The sequence below is a fragment of the Paenibacillus sp. GM1FR genome, from assembly GCF_002803315.1.
GTDB classification, from domain to species: Bacteria; Bacillota; Bacilli; order Paenibacillales; family Paenibacillaceae; genus Paenibacillus; species Paenibacillus amylolyticus.
Genome location: NZ_MKZL01000014.1, coordinates 55,442 through 76,484, shown reverse-complemented (window position 1 = coordinate 76,484; position 21,043 = coordinate 55,442). Strand labels below are relative to the sequence as shown.

The following is a 21,043-nucleotide window of genomic DNA, read 5'->3' as shown; positions in this document are numbered from 1 at the left end:
TTTGTAATTGAAAACGTGCTCAGATTAATCATATAATCATTTTCAAAAGAAACTTAAATAAACTTTTTATGAATAATAATCCATAATATAGCCCTATTGTTATTAAACATTGATAATCATCATAAAAACACTATTTTTAGTATGACTATGATTTCAAGTTAATTTCACAATACTTTACACCTCTTTACGCTCACTCCCAAAGTAACTCGATTATATTCATTAATTAGCTCATCCAGTGCCATAGACTGTTCAATAACTTTAACACTAGGAATTCCATATTGATCTACCAAGCGACTTAACTCTTGCCGACCTTGCTCGATCTGGTCTTTCAAGATACTCCGTTCTCTCATAGCATGTACCCCTCTAGGACATTCTGGAAAATATTCAATATGAGTAAGCTATTAGTTTCGCTAATGACTACAAGTGCTTTTTAGAACATAATATGTTTTGCATAATATTGTAAAAACAAATCTTTAGAAAAGGCATTGCGCTCTGCTTAATCCTTTAGCAAAATACAAAACAGCCTACCTCAAAAGCAGATAGGCTGTTTGTTTTATTTAATATTTATCGTCTTAAATAATTGTGAATACGTCTCTTGCTGAGACAAACTAGCTTGCTGTCTGTAAGTCCGTATAAATCAACGCATTTTACTGTCATGTGATCGTCTTGGTTCAAAGTTGAAGAGATAAATTATAAAGTATTATATCTATACCGGTTTGATAAACTTTTAGTCTGGATTTATACTTTGCGAGTTCATAATTAAACAACATATACGGAACGAATATTGTGCATCTTCTTCATCGTCCCTTCCCAGATATTTCATTATCAAAAAGTCGGTAAACTTAACTTTTCGATTACTTTTTTGTACTTTCTGATCTGTGTTTCGGTGGCTTCACTCCTATACTCCCCATACAAATCTAAACATTTAATGCACATTAGTTCATCTTTACTTGAAGAAGAGAGATCTAAGCAAATAAGTAAGGCATCAATTCCAAGTGAATAATTATATTGATTTATTTGATATTTTGCCAATTCATAATAAAAAACTCTATATCCATGGTCTATCATTTGATCGGTATAACCACCTTTATTATGAAAGTCCGTATTAAACAAATTAATCGGATATTCAAACTTTTTCAAAGCATGACCAATATTAAATCCATACTGATTAGCTGCTTCCAATATATTTAGCAAACCAGTTAATATCTCTTCTGGATTGTTCTTTAAGTATCCTAAATAAGGAAAGATTACTTCCTCCTGACCTAGCAATATTCGGAATGCATATTGATTCCCCTCTCCCCATTTCTTGAATAGATCTATTATTTTTTGATCCTCTTCTGTAGGATTCTCAATTTCAATTATCTCCATGTATTTTTGCAGATAATTTATGGCCTCATCGTATTCCTTGCGGGTATCATAAACGCTTGATATTAATAAGTTTGCATAGGCTACATAAGTAAAAAGAGGATAGGCTGTTAGCCTTCTTTTATTTTTTCGCCTACGAGATTGAATTTTTAATTGGAATTCTGCTTTCCGTTCCAGTTCCCGTGCCCATAAATCGACCTTGTCCCACAAATGTATCGTATTATATACGTTTGCCAAGTCTTTAATTGCATCCAATTGCACTTCTTCATTTAATTTATCAATATACGGTTCGAACTTTACTGCTGCATTGAGATTATCATATTTACTCAGTGTTTTATGAAGCAAGAACATGCGGTACTGGCAAAGAGCCAACCGCTCCGAATGTTGATACTTCTCACTGTCGGCCACACATTCATATATAATGAGTGCCGTTTCATTCATGCCTGTATTATAGAGACTCTCTGCCACATCAAATAACTCATCAATATAGGATTGATCATCTGTCACATGAGTAATGACTTGTTCGATAATATCCAGCTTGCCAAGCTCAGCGCAACGATATATAAACGGTTCTAAACGTCTCCAATGAGGTGCAGAATCAATAAAACATTCCACACCATACATATCATAAAAGTATCCCTGCTCTAAACCCATTGCTGATGTGATTAGGTCTAGTTGATTCATTGACATAAGTCTGGTTCCTTTGATGATCGCACTTAATGTACCAACATTAATGTCAGCCATTTCTGAAAATTGCTGTAGCTTATATCCCTTATTTTTCAAGTGACTTTCAATATAGGAACGTATATTGGACATTGTCTTCATCGTCCTTCCCCAGATGTTTTACTATCGAAAAGTCGGTACACTTAACTTATCTATTAGTTTTGTATACTGCTCTTCCTGAGTCTTACTGGCGCGATCTCTATATTTCCCGTATAAATCAATACATTTGATACACATTAGATCTTCATTACATGAAGAAGAACGTTCCAAACTAGTAATTAGATGTTCTATTCCCTGTTCAATTTGGTTCTGATTCAATCTGTATTTTGCTAGTTCGTAGAATAAGCGTATATATCTAAAATTTGATGCCTGTTCGTTATATACTCCTTTTACATGTCTTGCTGCTTTAATTTGATCAATGTGATTTTGGAATCTATTTAATGCATGGTCGATATTAAAAGAGTACTGATTTGCCGCCTGTATAATATAAGCGAGTGCTGTTAAAATTTCGGCATGATTAACATCTAGGTAATTCAAATAACGGTTTAAGCCTTCGAAGTCACCTGATAGTATTTTGTACAAATATCGATTGCCCTCAGCCCAGCCCTTGAATCGATCTATCAATTCTTGCTCTTCCTCTGTTGGATTTTTAATCCCATCCATAATATCCTCATAAACATCTGTGTACTCCAAAGCTTTCATATATTGCTTACGTTCTTCAGATACATTTGCCATGAGCAGATTAGCATAAGCTTTATAAGTAAATAGAGGATAAGAGGCTATTCTTGGTTTTCTGTTCCGTCTCATAGATTGAAGTTGAACTTGGAATTCAGTTCTTTGAATCAATTCATTAGCCAGTTCAAAAACCTTATCCCATAGATTTATCGCGCCATACAAATTAGCTAAATCTTTAATCGCATCCAGTTGTACTTCCTCATTCAATTTTTCGATAAAAGGTTCAAATTTTACTGCGGCATTTAAGTTATTGAATTTATTCAGTGTTTTATGAAGCAGAAAAATACGGTACTGGCATAAGGCCAACCGCTCGGAGTGTTGATATTTTTCACTGTCTGCCACACATTCATACAAAATAAGAGCTACTTCTTTTAATCCTCTAGCAAAAAAGCTTTCAGCTACATCAAATAATTCTTCTATATATGATCGATCGTCCGTTACATGAGTGATGACTTTTTGTATACAATCCAGCTTACAAAGCTCAGCACACTCATATAGATATGGCTCCAAACGTCTCCAGTGGGGCGAAGATTCTATGAAGGATTCAACCCCATAACTCTCATAAAAATACCCTTTCTCTAATCCCATAACAGAAGTAATCTGATTCAGTTGGTTCATAGACAATGGCCTGTTGCCTTTAAGAATGGCACTTAAAGTTCCAACATTAATTCCAGTAATATCGGAAAAATGCTGCAACTTGAGATTCTGCTCTCTCATATATTTCTCAATATGTACTCTTATTTTAGGTACCAATTCCACTGTCTCACCTCCGTCATTAGAATCACTTATAATTCAATTTCATATAATAAATGTTATTTTAATCCTGTATTTTACATTGGTCAATCTATGAAAATACAAAAAAGCTTACTCTCGTTACTTGAAAGTAAACCTTTTTGAAAAATTTAATATATCCACTGTTATAATTTTCCCACTCCATGTGTAATACCCATTATTTGTATAATTCCATCACTATTAAAATTAGCTAATTGACTTACATTAATAATCATAATACTAAGCAAAATTATATAGTAGATTTTCTTTTTTTTCATAGGATTTCTGAACCTCCATCATGATAAGTTTGTACTGATGCTCGATTTCAGTGGTACCCATGTTTTTGTACTTCTCATACAAGGAAACACAATGAATGATATCTGTTTGATTGTTAAATCGTACAGACTCTCTCAGACAGTGCATAAGTTGCTTCAAACCCTCTGGATATTCATGACGATTTAAGTGATAAAGAGAACGTTCCAACAAGAATGCAGCATAAATTTCATTTTTCATCTGCTCAGTATATCCTTTTAAACAGTTAATTTCCGAGTTAATTCGATCGCTGAACTTATACAAAATATCATCAATATTTCTATCGAACTTATTAGCTGCCTCCAAAATATTAATGATTGCAGGTAAAATTTCCTCTTCATTTTCTTCAATAAATTCCATATAAGCAGGTAAAACACTATGGTCACCCATCATCAATTTATATAAATAAGTATTGGCTTCCGCCCATCCAGCAAAATTATCAATAAATATTTGATCTTCTTCATCCGGTTCCGAGACATTAGCAAGTTTGGCATAGAACTCTGTGTAGACTAGAGCCTCTTCATACCGCCCCTGCTTCTCACATACCGATGATTTAAGTAAATTTGAATAAGCTCTATATACAAACAAAGGATAGGCGGTAAGTCTATCACTTTTGTCTATTTTTTTCTTTGTATATGACTGCAAAATTTTCGTTTTCTGATCTAATTCTTCAGCCAAATTAAATACCTTTTCCCAGTATCGAAGTGAAGCATACGTATTCGCCAAATCCTTGATCGCATCCAGTTGTCGTTCCTCATCCAGCCGATTAATATATGGCTCAAAGTGCACAGCGGCCCGCAGGTTATCATGTTGATTCTGACCAAGCGAGAGGGTGAAGATGCGATACTGGCACAAAGCCAGACGTTCCGAATGTTGATATTTCTCACACTCCGCCACACATTCGTACAACATCCGTGCAGCCTTCGTCTGTCCACGTTCAAGCATGCCTTCCGCCATCTCAAACAACTCCGAGATATACGAGCGATCATCCGTCACTTCCTGGATAACCTTATGAATACATTCCAGCTTGTCCAATTCAGCACAGCGTTGCAGGAATGGTTCCAGTCTCCTCCAATGAGGTGCCGATTCCACGAAACATTCAGCCCCATAAATCTCGTAGAAATACCCCTCTTCCAGCTTCATGCCTTGGGTAATCAGATCCAGTTGCGCCATAGCGATGGGCCGAGTCCCCTTAATAATTGCGCTAAGCGTTCCAGCGTTAACTCCCGATATATCGGCAAAATACTGCAGGGTGTACCCCTGTTTCCTGATGTAGTCCTCAATATATGAGCGTATCGTAGTTGTAGGTTCCATGTATCCCACCTCCACAATGAAAATCCATAATTTTGAATTTATATGATAAGCACAATTTTAATCCTAAATTTTACAGCGGTCAATAAAAATCGTGGCAATTCCCTTCACATTTATGCAAGGAGGCCTCGCTGTTCTTGCTTATAGAAAAAATCCATTAGAAGAATCCGTGAGAACGTGATACATTTAGTCCAACTTACATATCCTACTATTTCAATAGGATTATACGACACAGATACTATCAATTCAGTTCGAGGAGAAGGTCAGATGAAATTTGCCTTGTTTAGTCTCATGATGAATCTGCCTAATGCCGTAACCGGGGAAGCTCTGACAACTCAGCAGAAATTCCACAATATATTAGAGCAAGCGAAGCTGGCTGAACGACTGGGATTCGATGCCTATGGGATCGGTGAACGACACGGTGCGCCTTTTCTATCTTCCTCGCCACCTGTCGTATTAACCGCAATAGCCGCAGCAACCACACGCATTCGGTTACTAACCACCGTCACTGTTCTTAGTATACTTGATCCAGTCCGGGTTGCCGAGGATTATGCCACGTTGGATCAATTATCGGGCGGACGGCTGGAGATGATCATCGGGAAAGGCAATGACCCTCGGCACTATCCGCTGTTTGGCATACGCGAAGAGGAACAATGGAATTCACTCGATGAACGCTATCATTTGCTAAGACGGCTGTGGTCTGAAGAGAATGTAACCTGGCAGGGAACGTATCGCCCTCCGCTTGAGGGAGTGACCACGTGGCCCAGGCCGCTTCAGCAATCCATCCCGATCTGGCATGGTAGCGCGTCCAGCACGGTCTCGACGGAACTCGCTGCCAAATATGGCGAGCCGCTCTTCACGTCGAACTCTTTTCACCCGCAAGCCAAATACAAAGCGTTAATTGATCATTATCGGGAACGCCTGGATTATTATGGTCATGATCCGCAGCAAGCAGTGATTGGCTCTGGTGCCGGCAGTCTCTATCTTGCGGATACAGGTGAAGAAGCCATTCGCCGTTATAAGCCATATTATGAAGCGTTCCATGCCACCGCCGCCGCACAGCATAACCAGTCCCCCTTCACCGATCTGGAGGATAACATTGCACGAGGTCCTGCGTTAATCGGCAGTCCGGAGCAGATCATTGAGAAAATTCTGGACTATCATGCCGCTTACGGACATCAGGTGTTGAGTATTAGCGTAGATGGACTGACGCATAGCGAGCAACTTGAGCAAGTGGAGCGTTTTGCCAAGGAAGTTGCCCCTGTATTACGCCGCGAACTGCCCAGTTCGGTATGGAATGAACCCCCGGTGTTAACCCAGCACTCATCCTTCCTTTCCTCTAATGTTACAGATTCATGGCCCACAGCCATCTCACCTATATTCCAGGTCTAACAATCTCCCACGTACAATATACATGTGCTCCTTCCAGGGTGATTCCTACGAATCGCCCTCTTCCCTCTTCCTCCCACTTGTATCGCGACTATCCCTATATCTACTTGGTCTGAATGCCTTCCAACAATGAACGAAGCATCAGATCTACAAACGCATCATCCATCGCTTCCCCCGTCACTAACATACGATAGAACACCGGCCCATAGATCAGATCAATGTATAATCCAATGTCCACCCCTGCCTTCAATTCGCCGCGCTCCACACCCTTCTCCAGAATTCCCCGAGCTTCACGTCGACGCGGTTGGATGTACCTTGTACGGTATTCTTCGGCAAGCCCTTCATCCGACTGCCCTTCCCCAATAATCTGTGTAATCACTTTTCCTTCCCGACTGGTCAAAAAACGAACCAGATTACTCGCATGTATGCGTATATCCTCCAATACCGAGCCTGTATCCGGCACTGGCAATCTTGCCGTTGCAGCAGACATATATCCGTCCATGATGACAGCGCCTTTATTCGGCCACCATTTGTAGATAGTGGCTTTGCTCACCTGTGCACGTTCAGCAATCTTCTCGATTGTAACTGCCCCGAATCCGTGCTCCAACAACAACTCATACGATGCTGTAAGAATGGCATTCTGGGTTTCCATGTTACGCGGACGTCCTCTTTTGGCAGTCATCTTGAACCCTCCTGGATGTATAAAATATATTTAATCATCAGTATTTTTCATAAAAACGATACGTTCATTATACTAAACTGCCATGAGTACACACAATTCCATCCTACGCTCACCTTTTCATCCTCATTAACTTTCTCATTAAAATATGTAGAGCCTATTTACAATACTATACGTTTAGTTTATTATATATTTGTAATTAGTGAACACACCGTTTAGTAATTAACGTTTTTAAATATCACCTGTTTATTGGGAATATCAATTTAGAACTGTGGAGGATGATTATGATGGATATGAGACAACAAGTGAAGAAGGCACCTGTGCCCACCTGGATTATTTTTTTGCTGGCATCCGCTTGTGGATTGATCGTGGCAAATCTGTATTATGCACAGACCGTTATCGGTCCGATCAGCATGACAACGGGTCTGTCTTCTGCCGCTGCCGGATTGATCGTAACGTTGACTCAGATTGGTTATGTCATTGGTTTGCTGTTTATCGTGCCGCTCAGTGACATTACCGAGAATCGACGCTTGGTCGTTCTTTTCCTCATCGTACTGGTTGTTGCCCTGATTGCTGCGGCTTTCTCGCCCACTGCTGTTGTATTTCTGACTGCCTCTCTGTTCATTGGTATAGGTTCTGTTGTCGCTCAAATTCTGGTGCCCTATGCGACATATCTTACTTCCGAGAAACAGCGCGGACGGGTTGTTGGCAATGTAATGAGTGGTCTGTTGCTGGGCATCATGCTGGCTCGTCCTGTCGCAAGCTTTATCACCAGCCTCTTCGGATGGCAGACGGTCTTTGTATTCTCCGCCATTGTCATAACACTTCTAATGCTGCTCCTATCACGTGCTCTTCCTGCTCGCCAGCCTGAACCCACCTTGAAATACGGGCAATTAATCGTGTCCTTGGGCACACTGTTCAGAACGATGCCGCTGCTGCGCCGCCGGGCGTTCTATCAGGCCAGTCTGTTTGGTGCTTTCAGCTTGTTCTGGACTACGGTTCCGCTCAGGCTCGCTAACGATTTTGATATGTCACAGCAAGGGATTGCCTGGTTCGCACTGGCTGGTGTCGGTGGTGCTATTGCCGCTCCCATTGCCGGGAGACTGGCTGATCGCGGACTAACACGTATTCTGACAGGTGCTGCCATGGTGATCGCTGCTGCTTCGTTTGGTCTTGCTTATGCGTTCCAGAGTCACTCCACGTTAGCACTGATACTGCTTGTGATCGTCGCGATCACACTGGATATGGCTGTCTCGGGAAATCTGGTGCTGGGTCAACGCATTATCTACTCCTTAGGAAGTGAAGCGAGAGGACGTGTGAATGGCATATTCATGTCGATCTTTTTTGTCGGCGGTGCGATTGGTTCATCCCTTGGAAGCTGGTCTTATGCTAACGGAGGCTGGAGTCTCACAACGCTAATTGGCCTGATTATGCCGCTGCTCGCTTTGGTGTATTACTTTACGGAAAAGAAAGCTGCCGTTGTCAGCAAACATCTATAAGTGCGATGCCTTCAGGCATCCTTCCTAATCAAAATCGGACTTTTGAACAACCTCTATAACAATTCTTTCATATATAAAGAAGGGCAGAGTGATCTCTAAAGATCCGCTTCTGCCCTTTTCCCTTATTTCATGACACTGAATTTTTTGGTCGCTGCCCTAACTTGATCATCCTCGCCCCATACAATGACACCTACCACTTTGGTAGCTTCCAATTCCATCGAAGCAATCTCAACTGCATATTGTTCAAAGGCATTGTTGAGCGACTGGCCTGTCTGTGAAAAAACAACATGGCTCAGTCCCCCGCTGTCATCTGGGCAGAGTTTGGCCAGATTGATCAGTTGATTCTCCCCGGCCTTCAGAATGACAGTGCTATATCGGATGCCCGCATGCTGAACGCCGCTATGATCCAGCACAGGTTGATCAGAATATAACTCCGGCTCATTCAGGGCTGCTTGTCCCATTAACAGGGCAGCCACATTGGCGGCGGCGCCAGGTTCCAAATTTTTATCCAGTATAATAGCAATTCTTTTCATATGACTGTATTCACCCTCTGTGTATTTTGAGTAAAACATACCCATGGCATATTGATTCCCTCACGCAATACTTTGTAGGTCACAAGCCCGTAATGATCAGCGCATAGCTGATTCGTGAGCGCAATGGACTTCTCCGTGTTGTGCATGACCTTCCTGCAAGCTTCAGGGTTGGACGATACGGTGCTGTTCTCTCTATAGGTTGTATCAAGTTCAGATAACAAGTATGTGGTTGCTGGATGATGATAGATAATATCGATCTGATCGGGACATACCGCATGGAAGCCGGATAGAACCAGCGCAGGAATTTTCTCCACAAAGCTCTCAGACACCGCTAGTTCAGAATCCATGATGAAGCTGTTGAGCTTGGGATACGCCCCGGGGACCAGTAAGCAGGATATGATCCCTGATCTCAAGTCTTCCGCAGCCGCTTCAAATTCAGGGTATGGCTTGATACGTTCCGAGTTGCCTAGCTTTTTCGCGATATGCATGCTACAAGTCAGGAATCCTTCATCGTCTCCCAGCGTTCCCAGTATGGCATATTTCTCTTTAACGATCTCCATTTATTTCTATTTCCTCCTTTTTATTTCTAATCCGCTAAAGATCGTATACCAAAAAATTCCTATTGTCAATTAACACTTTAACGCAACATAAATATGTATTTTGGTTCATATTTTTAACCAAAAGGTGTATTCAAAATGGAAAATATTGAGCTATAATGTTATGAAATGAATTTTTACTATTTTTAGTATTTTGTTGAAAGGGGATATACGAGAACGTATGAAAACCATTGTATACATATCTGATTTTAGGCTTCCAACTGGATTAAACTTCGTTAAACCTTTGCAGAAATTGGCGGATCACAAGAAAATTCTGATTATTGAACGGCATAATTTGCATCATGATGAGGTCCTCAGGGACTTCTTTGATGAAATTAGATATGTCGATCATCTGGAGTCCGTAGATGCCATCCGGGAGCATATAATGCAGATTCGAGAATCCCATTGCATCTCTGCTCTGTTAACGCCGGGTGAGAATGCGATTGAGATCGGTGGTCAGCTCCGTTCTGAGTTCGGGATCCCCGGTATGCAGCGCAATCAGGCTGAGGCTGTTCGCAACAAATGGATCATGAAACAAATGCTGCATCAACGTGGAATTCGGACATCCGAAATTGCAATTGCTCTACATGAACAGGACTATATTCGTTTCACTGCTGTACACGGCTTCCCGATTATTGTGAAGCCACTCAGCGGATATGGAAGTATCAATACGTTCAAATTATCCAGCATGGATGAACTGGTACATTATCTACACCATACAAGACAAGCACAGCAAAGGGATTTGCTGGAGGAATTCATCCACGGTACGGAGTTTCATTGTGATTCCATTGTGTCCAAGGGCAAGGTTGTATTTGCATCTGTTTCCCAATACCTGTATAACTGCCTGGATATTGCGACGAAGCAGAAACCTCCAGCCAGTATTACGTTCCCTGAAGGCACGGAAGCTGATTTTATCCATCACATCAAAGAACTCAATGAACAGGTCATTGCTGCCTTGGGTATCAATCAATCCGTAACACATGCCGAACTTTTTCTGACTCCGGAAGGAGAAGTGGTGTTTGGAGAAATTGGTGCAAGAATCGGGGGATCACATGTTATGCCTCCTTGTATCAAGAACACCCATGGCGTTGATTTCTTCGAAGCCGTCACTGATCTGGAAGTTGGAATATATGAATTCAAGCAACAGGAGACGCGCCATAAATTCACAGGCATGATCTGCTTCCCTTCACGCGCAGGGGTAATTCAACACATATCCGGGATAGAGGATTATGCCGATATCCCTGGTATCGTTGAGTTCAATGTATCCTATCAAGTGGGACAGCGCGCCGGGGATGTCAACGATACCATGACCCGATCAGGATTTGCCATCGTGGAGGGTGATTCGTTTGATGGATTGCGTCAAACCCTGCTGGATATGTACGATCGTTTCAAGATTGAAGTGACGGTTGCTGAAACCGTATAAGATGTACGGATGATCCTCACCGTTTTTGGTCTGGAGTGACGGTTATCTTGGGGAGGGCTGGAATTATTGTCGTTATTCAAAACCTACGCGGGTCTGAGCCGCGATATCTATTATCTCTGTTTAGCCAGAACGATTAACAGCACGGGAGATTTTGTATTCTCCTTGATTACCTTGGTGCTTACGTTACAGATGGGCATGAATGTGGTCAGTGCAGGGATCTTTGTGTCCATGGCAGCCCTGATTAGCGGACCCGGTGTACTTCTCGGTGGCTATTTAAGCGATCTTGTGGGCAAAAAAACAATTATTGTCATCGGGCAACTGTTGTCTGCCATCCTGATTATAAGCTGCTCTTTTTGGTCAGGCACCATTACCGTTGGTTATCTTCTGATTGCAGTCATGTTTTTCATCAGCATTACCCGGCCTGCTTATAATGCACTGATTATTCAACTGTGCACGGAGGAGAAAGAGCGAAAGTCCGCCTTTTCCCTCATGTATCTGGGGGCCAATCTGGGTATAGCCATCGGACCACTGATCGCTGGTTTTTTCATCAAGGATCATGTCAACATTGTCTTTATAAGTATCGGTACCGTGTTTCTGATATCTACCTTTATCATCATCAACCAGGTTAAGATCGGCACACGCAAGGAATTGGCATCAACAAACAGCGAACATGCTGGACAACAACAAGAACAACAACGATCGAGCCAACCACCTTCGCCGTTATTCAGACTACTGCTGAAAAATCCACTCGTTGCCTTCTTCATCGTTGTGTCATTTCTTAACTATTTTATCTATATGCAATACTCATTCAGCCTCCCACTCCAGATGAATCATTCATTTGGCGAGAACGGAGCAGCATATTACGGCTCTGTCATGACCATCAATGCCATTAGCGTCATTATTCTTACCACCGTGATCCTGTCCGCTACACGCAAATTAACTGCCCTAAACTCGATAGCTACAGGCGCACTCTTCTATGGAATCGGATTTGGAGCCTTGAACCTGCTCGGAACCTTCCCCCACTTTTCCATCGTCGCCTTATCCACGGTGCTGTGGACCATTGGAGAGATTCTCGTGCAGACCAATATCAATCTGTATATTGCTTCGCGTGTACCCGATACACATCAGGGGCGGTTTAATGGCTTGCTGTTATTCGTAGGTTGCCTGGGTTATACACTTAGTCCATATTTGACAGGCATTTTCATCAAAAGCATGGACATGGAAAGTGTATGGATCATTATTCTGGCTGTCAGTCTGTTCTATGCGTTGTCTATGATTATTCTCTGGCATATCGAAAAAAGCTCAACAAGAAGAAACGAAATGAAACCGCTGGATCACTCAAAAAGTATCTGAACCTCAGGGCAGCCTGTTCTGCCCTTTTTTCCACTTTATTTTCACACCAAAACAGGCAAATGTGCATTCGCATCATACTCAATCAATTGCTGACCCGTATGCAATCTCTGTACCAGATCTGGATTGGCGATAAACGGTCTGCCGAACGCTGCAAGATCTATGCTTCCCTCACCAATCGCGTGCTCTGCGGTTTGAACATCCAAATCCCCCACACCAATGATAATTCCATCCCACTGACTTCGAATCCGCTCGTGAAAGGACTGCTCCTCTTCCCACGCTTTTGTATATTGATCTGTTGAAGGATGCAAGATCGTAATTCCCGTCTCACGGAACAAATTAAGATATGCATCGATCATTCCAGCTTTATCTGCCCATGCATAGGATGCATCATCATCCTTTTTCTCGGAAAATCGTACCGATATGCGATCCACAGGGATCTCTTTTTTCATAGCCACAATAGTATCCCGCAAGAACCGCAATCTGCCCGCTGTGTCTCCTCCGTATTTGTCTGTTCTGTGGTTGGTCTTCTCATTGATAAACTGGTCGATCAGATACCCATGCGCAGCATGCAGCTCGATCCCGTCGAACCCCGCGAGAACCGCATTGCGGGCGGCCGTCTGAAAATTCTGAATTGTATCCGCTATATCCTGTGCACTCATCGCTTGAGGAACCTGATACGGCTTATGCAGCTTATGCACTCTTCCCTCTGCCGCAAGGCTGGAAGGTGCCACTGGAGCGGTTCCGATCAGATCGGAGTGGGACAACCTGCCGACATGCCACAGTTGAGCAATAATGGTGCCGCCATGTTTGTGGACAGCATCCGTTACCCTTTTCCAAGAAGTTGTCTGTTCATCTGTATATAAACCGGGGATGCCGTAAGTGCCTTTGCCTGCCAGATTCGGGTTAATGCCCTCGGTAATGATCAGTCCCACGCCATCTCGCGCACGCTGCTCATAATACGCCACCATCTCATCCGTCACGGTCCCCTCCTGATCATCAGCAAATCCCCGGGTCAACGGTGCCATCACAATTCGGTTCCTTAATTGCCACTGATGAATCGTTACCGGGCTTAATAGTGTTGAATGTGTATTCATGTTATCCATGTCATATCCCTACTCTCTTTGTCATTAAGGATATTGTACGGCGGCTCCGATATATCGTAAAATGATTGAAATATATAGTTGTATCTCTCAGAGAGATACCTAACATCACCATCTGCCGAATTAATTGGTGTTAATCCACGTTCAGGAGGATACAGCATGGAACTTTCCGATATCGATATTGTTCTCGCGGTGGCGCGTTCAGGCAAAATCTCACAGGCCGCCAAAGAACTGAATTACGCGCAATCCAATGTCACTACGCGCATCAAAAAACTGGAGCAGGAATATCAAATCCAGTTGTTCAACCGATTTCCCAAAGGTGTTGTACTGACCTCCAAAGGAGAACAGTTCGTCCAGTACGCCACACAGATTCACAACCTTTTACATGATCTGAAGCAGGATATGACCGATCCCGGGGAGCCTTCCGGCACACTGAAAATCGGCATTGTAGAAACGGCGGCATCCAGTCGTTTTATGGAGATTCTGAATGAATATCAAATAACCTACCCGAAGGTGTCCATCTCACTCGTCAACGCCACTTCACCCAAAGTACTACGCAAGAAAATACAGGACGATGAGATTGATGGTGCTTTTATCAGCGGGGCTTGTGTGAAGGAGGGTCTGAAGGTGGAATATGAGATGCAGGACACGGTTCATATTATCTCCAAGAAGATGGATACACCACCTGAAAGTCTGTGCCAAGTATCATGGGTTGTTTTCCCCGAGGGCTGTCCTTATCGTGAAATGACCGAAGAATTTCTGCAGGAAGAAGGGTTGTCCGCACGTAATATCATCGAAGTGAGTACGATGGAAAACCTGCTCAGCTGTGTGGAGTCTGGAATTGCTTTTACCATTATGCCCTGCAACGTTATTCACAAGAAACCGGATGATTTCTCCGTATTTGATCTGGCAGATCGTTTTACCCATACCACGACAACCTTTGTCCGCGGTGAGGATCGGTATGTCAGCAGTGCGCTGGATCAATTCATGAAGCTGCTGAATCAGAAGTGCATTACGTTTTAATATAGGTAACTCAGTACCCCTCTTTCAACCGCTGATCTTCTTGATTACTAAATGGACTAGAGCACATTGATCGAGACCATAAAAAACAAAGCAAAAGGCACTCATACAGAGTGCCTTTTGTCTTCCCTTTATACCTATTCAATTAACCCTTACTCCACCTTGAATCGCGCAGCCGATTCGGCCAGCTTTTGCGTCAATTGATCGATCGTATCAACCATGTTGGCCAACTGCTGTACTGTTGAAGATTGCTCCATCATGGTTGCTGTTACCTCTTCAACCGAAGCGGATACCTGCTCTCCTGAAGCCGACAAACTATGGGCCGACTCCAGTACATCATCCTTGTTCTGTAACATCTCCTGCATCTGTCCTGCCATCGTAGCGATCTGTTGATTAATGACCGTTACCTTCTCCAAAATTACATCAAATGCCTGACGAGTCTGCAAGACAAGCTCATCCTGTCTGGATGAGATGGTATGAATTTCGGCAACACTTTGGTTGTTCTCGGCGACATCGGCCAGATTCTGCTCGATAATGCTGGAGATTTCCTTGGACTGGCGGGAACTCTGCTCTGCCAGGTTGCGGATCTCCTCGGCTACAACTGCAAATCCTCTGCCATGCTCACCTGCCCGTGATGCTTCAATGGAAGCATTCAATGCGAGCAGATTGGTCTGCTTCGCAATCTGGCTGATAGCTTCCGTGATCTGACTAATACTGCCCGAACTCGTTTGAAGTTTGACGGTAATCTCCGAGATTTTCTCCACTTCCCGTTCGTTCACCTCATTGATACGCATCAGTTCATTCACGACTTCATTCCCGTTGTGGAATACCGTTTCGATCTCATCTGCTCTTGCCTTCACATCCTGTGCACTGCTGTTCATGGCAGCCACTTTATCGCCAAAGCTGTTGAATTTGCCTGCAATCTGCTCGGTATCTTCCGATTGAGCCTCCATGGCTTTGGCAATCCCCATGGACGTTGCCGATGTCTCATCAATGGATCTTGCCGTCTGTCTGGATGTCTCCTCCAACTCCTGAGTGCTGGCCTGAAGGACATGAATCGAACTATTCATATCGGTAATAAGGTTCCTGTTCTGCTCCACCATACCATTGAAGCTCTCCGCCAGATCCTTGAATTCGCTGTTATACCTGCCATTGGCCTTAACGGTCAGATTGCCTTGAGCAAGCTGTTGGAACAGACCGCTCAGACGTATGATAGGTCTTGTAATACTGCGAGAAATCAGCAATCCCACACCAATAGCCAGAGCAATCCCGATCAATATCACGATAACCATCTGGCGCTGCATATCCTCTATCGGACGCTTGATATCATCATAATCGTCAATAATGAGCACAGAGAGATCTGCACCCGGAATCTGATTAATACGATAGTAGGTATCTTCTCGATCCATCGAAGTGATTTTCACTTTGTCGGTGGCTCTAGCCTCGATAATTCCCATCGCGTCCTTATCTTCTTCCAGCGTTTGTCCCACAACGGAAGGGTCCAGTGAATCATACATAATGATGCCGCTCCGACTCAGTACTTCAACTCTGCCTTGACCATTGATTTTAATGTCTCCGAGTTGCCCCAGGAAGAAGCTGCTGTCCACCGACATAGCAAGCACACCCAGGTTATTCCCCTCTTCATCGGTGATAGGCTCCGAGAATACAATAATGAGCTTCTTGCCAGTCTTAGAGACGACCGCGTCACTGATGAAGGATTTCCCCTGTATAGATTCCTTAAAATATTCGCGATCTCCCCGTGACTGACCAATGACTTCTGGCATGGTTCCTGCCACCATGATTCCTTCCTTATCAAAAACGAACAGATCTGGCTTACTTCCTTCCGTTTCCGATATACTGTCGGTCAAGATCGTATTGGCCTTATTGAAATACGGGTTCTCATCCGATAAAAATTCTTCATCCGTCATGTCAGTTGTATCACGCAACTTTAAGAGTTCTTTAAAAGTACTATGTACGGATATCGCATGACTCAATTGTTGCTGAAGCTGCATAGCTGTCCAAAGCCCTTCCCCAAGGCGGTCAGCCATCACATTCATTTCATCCTTGCTTTTCTTGACCACAACATCAGATGAAATCATATAACTTGTGGTCGTTGCACCAAGCAGAACCAACACAACCAATACACTGATCATGAAAGGCAGCTTGATTTTAAGCGACATATTTTTGATCTTATGTCCTACACCTTTTCTTTTCCCCATTTCCTTCTCCCCACTTCCCTGAACCATCTGCATCTGAACGATGTACATACATTATCGGAAAAATCCATAGTAAAATTGATCAATTAGGGAGATATTGCCACTGTTTTTCTTTTTTTTGAAATTCTGATAGCAAACATAAAAAAATGGCCTGTCAGATCGACTATCCATCTTGGGAATGGATGTTGCCGTTATCTAACAGACCCTTTTAAATTTGATTATGATTCTATTAAGTTTACTTGCGCAATCTTCGGGAACTCAATGCGTGGTGACCATTCTGCAAGAATGTACTGCGCGTATTCTTCATCTGTTCAATCCGTCGCTCAGCCAAACGATCTGCGGCAACATAGGTTGCGATGCCCTCGGTACGTGAGCTTTCAAATATTTTCTCCAGAGTGGAATAGATCTCTCCGATCTTGCTCCACGCCCGATCCGCATTATAACCGTTCAACTCATCCGCAATGTTAATTACGCCACCTGCATTGATAACATAGTCAGGCGCATATACGATGCCCATATCATACAGCTGATCCCCATGACGGGTCTCCAACAGCTGATTATTGGCACAGCCCGCTACAACCTTTGCCTTGAGCGTTCTGAGCGTATCGTCATTAATCGTGCCGCCCAGTGCACATGGTGCATAGATATCACATTCCACACTCGTGATGTCTGCGGGATCAACTGCTGTTGCGCCGAAGCGGTCCACAGCCTGTTTCACCGAGTCCTTATGGATATCCGTAACGATCAGATGTGCACCTTCCTCATACAGATATTTGCACAGATGCATCGCCACATTGCCGACACCTTGGACCGCTATCGTTTTACCCTCCAGCAGATCGGTACCAAATGCTTCTTTGGCTGCTGCCTTGATCCCCCGATATACACCCCAAGCCGTTGCAGGCGATGGGTTACCGGATGAACCATAACTCGCCGAGATTCCTGTCACATAATCGGTTTCCTGATAGATCAGGTTCATGTCCTCTTCCGTTGTTCCCACATCTTCGGCCGTGATATAACGTCCGTTCAACCCTTGAATATATCGTCCAAACGCCCGAAACATCGCTTCGTTTTTGTCGCGCCGCGGATCTCCGATGATAACGGTTTTGCCACCGCCCAGATTCAGGCCAGATACCGCATTCTTATATGTCATACCACGGGCAAGGCGCAGGGCATCTTCAATGGCGGCTTCTTCTGAAGCGTAAGTCCACATCCGCGTGCCTCCCAGCGCAGGGCCGAGTGTTGTGTCGTGTATGGCGATAATTGCTTTTAACCCTGAATTTCGATCCTGGCACAGAACCAGTTCCTCATAATCGTGATGCTCCATTGCTTCAAACCAACTCATGTGCTAACCGTCTCCTCCAACCATTTTTGCGATCCAATCGCATTGTTCTCTATTCATTGACCATCCTCTATTGTACCCATGAATACCCAGTTTGTGCAAAATTACATCGCAATGTCAGAGAAGCATCGATCGATGCTTCTCATATGGAGGGAGCAAAGCTGTCGAATCTCAGATTATAATTTTATCGTCTATCCATAGAAAAACCTCTCTCCCTTACAGGAGAAAGGTACACTTCCCTCACTGCATCAACTTAATCGCCCCAAGTAGGCCACTTGATCGTTCATATTTAAGGGAGCGTCTCAACCACATTAATGGGATGCAAATCGCCATCCACAGCAAATGAAGCCTGCCCCGTCTCTTCGGAGACAATCAACACAACCGCATCCGTCAATTCACTGAGTCCCAGTGCTGCCCGATGACGAGTGCCTATTTTTCGTTCATGCACTTCCGCTTGCGACAACGGCAGCACATTACCAGCGGATACAATCTGATTGCCACGAATCAACACAGCCCCGTCATGTAATGGCGCACCAGGAATGAACAGCGATTCCAGCAACGCATGTGTCACTCGTGCATCCACAGTCACGCCTGAGTGAATGATCGACTCCAACGGAATCTCCCGTTCAATCACAATCAACGCCCCATATCTCCGGTCAGATAGGTGCTGCACGCTCGATGTTAATTCGGCAAACTTCTCGGTAAAGGGTGACAGATAACAATCCAGATAAAACGAAGAGGCGAGCACCTCGATCTGCTTGATCTCCGCTCGAATCTCTGCAAATTGCCCCAGCAGACAGGCGCTGTCATTGTCAAATCGGGATAACGTCAGATTCATACGCTCTGCTACACGATGGAGGTCTTCCTTAAGCTTCTGCCTCATCGAGGAACTGTCACAGTCTGCTTGCTGAGTCATCATTCGCCGCCTCCTTGGTTGGGTTGGGCTTCACGCCGCATCATTAGTACCCATACCTTCCCCTCTGGAGCACATATTTATGCAATGGCAGGGCTGTAGGAGCTAATCACGATCTTCATTGTAACTGATATAACAAGCAAAAAAAGAGCCTGTCCGCAAAACTCCACGGTCAGACCCTATTCGCATAATAATTTGATGTTTGTCTACTTTACTTATTGCGCTTTGCCGTATGAACCTGTCTTAAATGTAGTCGGATCATACCATTTGTACCCTGCCGCTGGTGCAGCCCATGGCTCAAGTTGCGGCTCGGTTGATGCGGCCGGAGCTTCGATAGGAAGCAGGCTTGTTGCCGTATCCAATGTCAATCCTGGCACTTGTGCCAGACTGGTGTAGCTCTCTTTGACCGCGAGCCATTTCACGGTATTCACAAGGAACGTTGCATCATCCACTTCTTTGAATCCATCATAGGTCTTCTTGGTAGCACCGGTCTCTTCACGCAAATATTTCGGAGTCGCGTCTTCCACAGGTGAAGAGTCACCGATAAATGCGGCTTTGCCTGCACCAACCTTTGCAATGGCAGCATAGGCTCCTTCAGCTCGTCCACCACCATTATATACGCCCTGGTCCACGGCATTGCCCCACTTGGATACACCACTTGGTACATACACCAAGCCTTTGGCTTTGTTCGGGTCTATAATCGCAATGGTCGATCCCGCATGCATGGCTACAGAATTAACACCAGTCGTAATGCCGAAGGATTGTGCAGGTGCAACGATATCCGATGCATTTACATCTCCAAGGGCATTGTAGCGGAAACGGACACCAAAGTTCGTCGCGAGCCAGTCTGAACTCGTCACACTCTGCATCGCTGGTGATTCGGCTTCAGCCGAGGACATGCCTTTGGCCGGATTCAGGAAGGCACCGCGGCGATAGCCGTTAAATAATTCGGAAGAATCCCAGCGGTTTTTGTTGCGGTCTGCATTATAGTGGTCGGAGATGAAGAAGATACTTCCTCCGTTCTGCACGTACTGCACCAGCGCAGCCTGCTCAGTCGCTTTGAACGGCACGTTGGCTTCGCCGATGACGAAGACGTGGTAATCTTTCAATTTATTATAGGTGATGGCTTGCTCACCGAATGTATACGGGATGCTGCGTTCCAGCTGATCCACGGCAAAGCCTGCGTTTCGCAAACCATTGGCAAAATCCGAAAATGCCCCGTCAATAATCCAGTCGGCAGCACCTGCTGTCTGGGCGTGGGTATTATCAAACAATACTTTCTTGCCGGTACCGTCCGGCAGTGTTGTGCCCGGGTTTGGTTCTGGATCAGGATTGGTTGTTCCGGAGGAAAGTGTGATGGACGTTGGGTTTTTGACTCCTGCATAGCTGTTGTAAGCACCTAAGGTTCCGGTTACGATGATCTTTTTGCCTACAAGACTGGGGTTGGACGCCAATCCATATTGCGAACGGAAAGATGAGGGAACTTGTACATCCAATAATCTGGCGTTGGTTCGCTCTGACGCTGAATCCGCAATCAGAACATTAAAATCATTGGCATAGGGAGATGTAAACTTTGCGGTAAGCGACCCGGTAGCATGTCCAACAATGATTCCTTCAACCGTTGCTGTGCCTCCACCGCTCTGGGCAGCGATGGCCTGAGATACCGTAAGTGGTGCTGCAGCTTGTACCGGACTTTGCGAACCCGGCCCCAGCAGTGCGGTTGCCATCATGATAAAGACCAGGAATGCCCCGATCCAGTGCTGCCA

General features: G+C 44.2%; 17 protein-coding genes. 5 read left to right on the top strand and 12 right to left on the bottom strand.

Going from position 1 to position 21,043, the window contains the following annotated elements:
• Positions 1 to 164: 164 nt before the first annotated feature.
• The 4 genes from PAEAM_RS13070 to PAEAM_RS13055 form a co-directional block, all read right to left on the bottom strand.
• The gene (locus PAEAM_RS13070; RefSeq protein ID WP_100527817.1) at positions 165 to 350 is read right to left on the bottom strand and encodes an aspartyl-phosphate phosphatase Spo0E family protein; all 186 of its coding nucleotides are present in this window, start codon (positions 348 to 350) and stop codon (positions 165 to 167) included.
• A 475-nt stretch (positions 351 to 825) separates the two neighbouring features.
• Complete coding sequence (locus PAEAM_RS13065; protein WP_133120433.1) at positions 826 to 2,181, bottom strand: helix-turn-helix domain-containing protein; 1,356 nt, start codon at positions 2,179 to 2,181, stop codon at positions 826 to 828.
• 30 nt (positions 2,182 to 2,211) lie between these two features.
• Complete coding sequence (locus PAEAM_RS13060) at positions 2,212 to 3,582, bottom strand: helix-turn-helix domain-containing protein (RefSeq protein WP_100527815.1); 1,371 nt, start codon at positions 3,580 to 3,582, stop codon at positions 2,212 to 2,214.
• A gap of 252 nt (positions 3,583 to 3,834) precedes the next feature.
• Positions 3,835 to 5,220, bottom strand: a complete 1,386-nt coding sequence (locus PAEAM_RS13055) for a helix-turn-helix domain-containing protein (RefSeq protein ID WP_100527814.1) — start codon at positions 5,218 to 5,220, stop codon at positions 3,835 to 3,837.
• Positions 5,221 to 5,484: 264 nt separating this feature from the next.
• On the opposite strand from PAEAM_RS13055, the gene PAEAM_RS13050 reads away from it, so the two are divergent.
• Positions 5,485 to 6,609 (top strand): LLM class flavin-dependent oxidoreductase, encoded by a 1,125-nt coding sequence (locus PAEAM_RS13050; RefSeq protein ID WP_100527813.1) that lies wholly within the window; start codon positions 5,485 to 5,487, stop codon positions 6,607 to 6,609.
• A 100-nt stretch (positions 6,610 to 6,709) separates the two neighbouring features.
• Here PAEAM_RS13050 and PAEAM_RS13045 read toward each other — a convergent pair whose 3' ends face one another.
• On the bottom strand, positions 6,710 to 7,288 hold the full coding sequence (locus tag PAEAM_RS13045; RefSeq protein WP_100527812.1) for a TetR/AcrR family transcriptional regulator: 579 nt from the start codon (positions 7,286 to 7,288) through the stop codon (positions 6,710 to 6,712).
• Between the two features lie 281 nt (positions 7,289 to 7,569).
• Here PAEAM_RS13045 and PAEAM_RS13040 point away from each other — a divergent pair, with 281 nt between their 5' ends.
• A complete protein-coding gene (locus PAEAM_RS13040; protein ID WP_100527811.1) occupies positions 7,570 to 8,784 on the top strand; it encodes an MFS transporter in 1,215 nt (404 codons plus the stop codon).
• A gap of 122 nt (positions 8,785 to 8,906) precedes the next feature.
• On the opposite strand, the gene PAEAM_RS13035 is transcribed toward PAEAM_RS13040, so the two are convergent.
• Together PAEAM_RS13035 and PAEAM_RS13030 are read right to left on the bottom strand one after the other, a co-directional pair.
• Positions 8,907 to 9,317, bottom strand: a complete 411-nt coding sequence (locus PAEAM_RS13035; RefSeq protein WP_100527810.1) for a DUF2000 family protein — start codon at positions 9,315 to 9,317, stop codon at positions 8,907 to 8,909.
• A complete protein-coding gene (locus PAEAM_RS13030) occupies positions 9,314 to 9,877 on the bottom strand; it encodes a type 2 periplasmic-binding domain-containing protein (protein WP_036673091.1) in 564 nt (187 codons plus the stop codon). The genes PAEAM_RS13035 and PAEAM_RS13030 overlap by 4 nt, the downstream gene beginning before the upstream one ends.
• 217 nt (positions 9,878 to 10,094) lie before the next feature.
• Here PAEAM_RS13030 and PAEAM_RS13025 point away from each other — a divergent pair, with 217 nt between their 5' ends.
• Together PAEAM_RS13025 and PAEAM_RS13020 are read left to right on the top strand one after the other, a co-directional pair.
• Positions 10,095 to 11,336 (top strand): ATP-grasp domain-containing protein, encoded by a 1,242-nt coding sequence (locus PAEAM_RS13025; protein ID WP_100527809.1) that lies wholly within the window; start codon positions 10,095 to 10,097, stop codon positions 11,334 to 11,336.
• A 66-nt stretch (positions 11,337 to 11,402) separates the two neighbouring features.
• Positions 11,403 to 12,689 (top strand): MFS transporter, encoded by a 1,287-nt coding sequence (locus PAEAM_RS13020; RefSeq protein WP_165789910.1) that lies wholly within the window; start codon positions 11,403 to 11,405, stop codon positions 12,687 to 12,689.
• 41 nt (positions 12,690 to 12,730) lie between these two features.
• On the opposite strand, the gene PAEAM_RS13015 is transcribed toward PAEAM_RS13020, so the two are convergent.
• On the bottom strand, positions 12,731 to 13,792 hold the full coding sequence (locus PAEAM_RS13015; RefSeq protein WP_100527807.1) for an oxidoreductase: 1,062 nt from the start codon (positions 13,790 to 13,792) through the stop codon (positions 12,731 to 12,733).
• A 156-nt stretch (positions 13,793 to 13,948) separates the two neighbouring features.
• Between PAEAM_RS13015 and PAEAM_RS13010 the strand changes: the two genes are divergently transcribed.
• Positions 13,949 to 14,812, top strand: coding sequence for a LysR family transcriptional regulator (locus PAEAM_RS13010; RefSeq protein WP_036673084.1), 864 nt, complete (start codon positions 13,949 to 13,951; stop codon positions 14,810 to 14,812).
• A 149-nt stretch (positions 14,813 to 14,961) separates the two neighbouring features.
• On the opposite strand, the gene PAEAM_RS13005 is transcribed toward PAEAM_RS13010, so the two are convergent.
• The 4 genes from PAEAM_RS13005 to PAEAM_RS12990 form a co-directional block, all read right to left on the bottom strand.
• Positions 14,962 to 17,028 carry a methyl-accepting chemotaxis protein gene (locus PAEAM_RS13005; protein ID WP_100527836.1) on the bottom strand — a complete coding sequence of 689 codons (2,067 nt, stop codon included), beginning with the start codon at positions 17,026 to 17,028 and terminating at the stop codon, positions 14,962 to 14,964.
• A gap of 232 nt (positions 17,029 to 17,260) precedes the next feature.
• The gene (locus PAEAM_RS13000; protein WP_100527806.1) at positions 17,261 to 18,367 is read right to left on the bottom strand and encodes a Leu/Phe/Val dehydrogenase; all 1,107 of its coding nucleotides are present in this window, start codon (positions 18,365 to 18,367) and stop codon (positions 17,261 to 17,263) included.
• A gap of 286 nt (positions 18,368 to 18,653) precedes the next feature.
• Positions 18,654 to 19,283 (bottom strand): sporulation-specific diadenylate cyclase CdaS, encoded by a 630-nt coding sequence (cdaS, locus tag PAEAM_RS12995; RefSeq protein ID WP_100527805.1) that lies wholly within the window; start codon positions 19,281 to 19,283, stop codon positions 18,654 to 18,656.
• Between the two features lie 209 nt (positions 19,284 to 19,492).
• Complete coding sequence (locus PAEAM_RS12990) at positions 19,493 to 21,007, bottom strand: DUF6359 domain-containing protein (RefSeq protein WP_243391346.1); 1,515 nt, start codon at positions 21,005 to 21,007, stop codon at positions 19,493 to 19,495.
• Positions 21,008 to 21,043 lie beyond the last annotated feature (36 nt).

What these genes read in the sequence shown, in the direction of transcription:
- PAEAM_RS13070 (WP_100527817.1), bottom strand. Translation starts at nt 350, where the DNA reads ATGAGAGAACGGAGTATCTTGAAAGACCAGATCGAGCAAGGTCGGCAA.
- PAEAM_RS13065 (WP_133120433.1), bottom strand. Translation starts at nt 2,181, where the DNA reads ATGTCCAATATACGTTCCTATATTGAAAGTCACTTGAAAAATAAGGGA.
- PAEAM_RS13055 (WP_100527814.1), bottom strand. Translation starts at nt 5,220, where the DNA reads ATGGAACCTACAACTACGATACGCTCATATATTGAGGACTACATCAGG.
- PAEAM_RS13050 (WP_100527813.1), top strand. Translation starts at nt 5,485, where the DNA reads ATGAAATTTGCCTTGTTTAGTCTCATGATGAATCTGCCTAATGCCGTA.
- PAEAM_RS13045 (WP_100527812.1), bottom strand. Translation starts at nt 7,288, where the DNA reads ATGACTGCCAAAAGAGGACGTCCGCGTAACATGGAAACCCAGAATGCC.
- PAEAM_RS13040 (WP_100527811.1), top strand. Translation starts at nt 7,570, where the DNA reads ATGATGGATATGAGACAACAAGTGAAGAAGGCACCTGTGCCCACCTGG.
- PAEAM_RS13035 (WP_100527810.1), bottom strand. Translation starts at nt 9,317, where the DNA reads ATGAAAAGAATTGCTATTATACTGGATAAAAATTTGGAACCTGGCGCC.
- PAEAM_RS13030 (WP_036673091.1), bottom strand. Translation starts at nt 9,877, where the DNA reads ATGGAGATCGTTAAAGAGAAATATGCCATACTGGGAACGCTGGGAGAC.
- PAEAM_RS13025 (WP_100527809.1), top strand. Translation starts at nt 10,095, where the DNA reads ATGAAAACCATTGTATACATATCTGATTTTAGGCTTCCAACTGGATTA.
- PAEAM_RS13015 (WP_100527807.1), bottom strand. Translation starts at nt 13,792, where the DNA reads ATGGATAACATGAATACACATTCAACACTATTAAGCCCGGTAACGATT.
- PAEAM_RS13010 (WP_036673084.1), top strand. Translation starts at nt 13,949, where the DNA reads ATGGAACTTTCCGATATCGATATTGTTCTCGCGGTGGCGCGTTCAGGC.
- PAEAM_RS13005 (WP_100527836.1), bottom strand. Translation starts at nt 17,028, where the DNA reads ATGGGGAAAAGAAAAGGTGTAGGACATAAGATCAAAAATATGTCGCTT.
- PAEAM_RS13000 (WP_100527806.1), bottom strand. Translation starts at nt 18,367, where the DNA reads ATGAGTTGGTTTGAAGCAATGGAGCATCACGATTATGAGGAACTGGTT.
- cdaS (WP_100527805.1), bottom strand. Translation starts at nt 19,283, where the DNA reads ATGATGACTCAGCAAGCAGACTGTGACAGTTCCTCGATGAGGCAGAAG.
- PAEAM_RS12990 (WP_243391346.1), bottom strand. Translation starts at nt 21,007, where the DNA reads ATGATGGCAACCGCACTGCTGGGGCCGGGTTCGCAAAGTCCGGTACAA.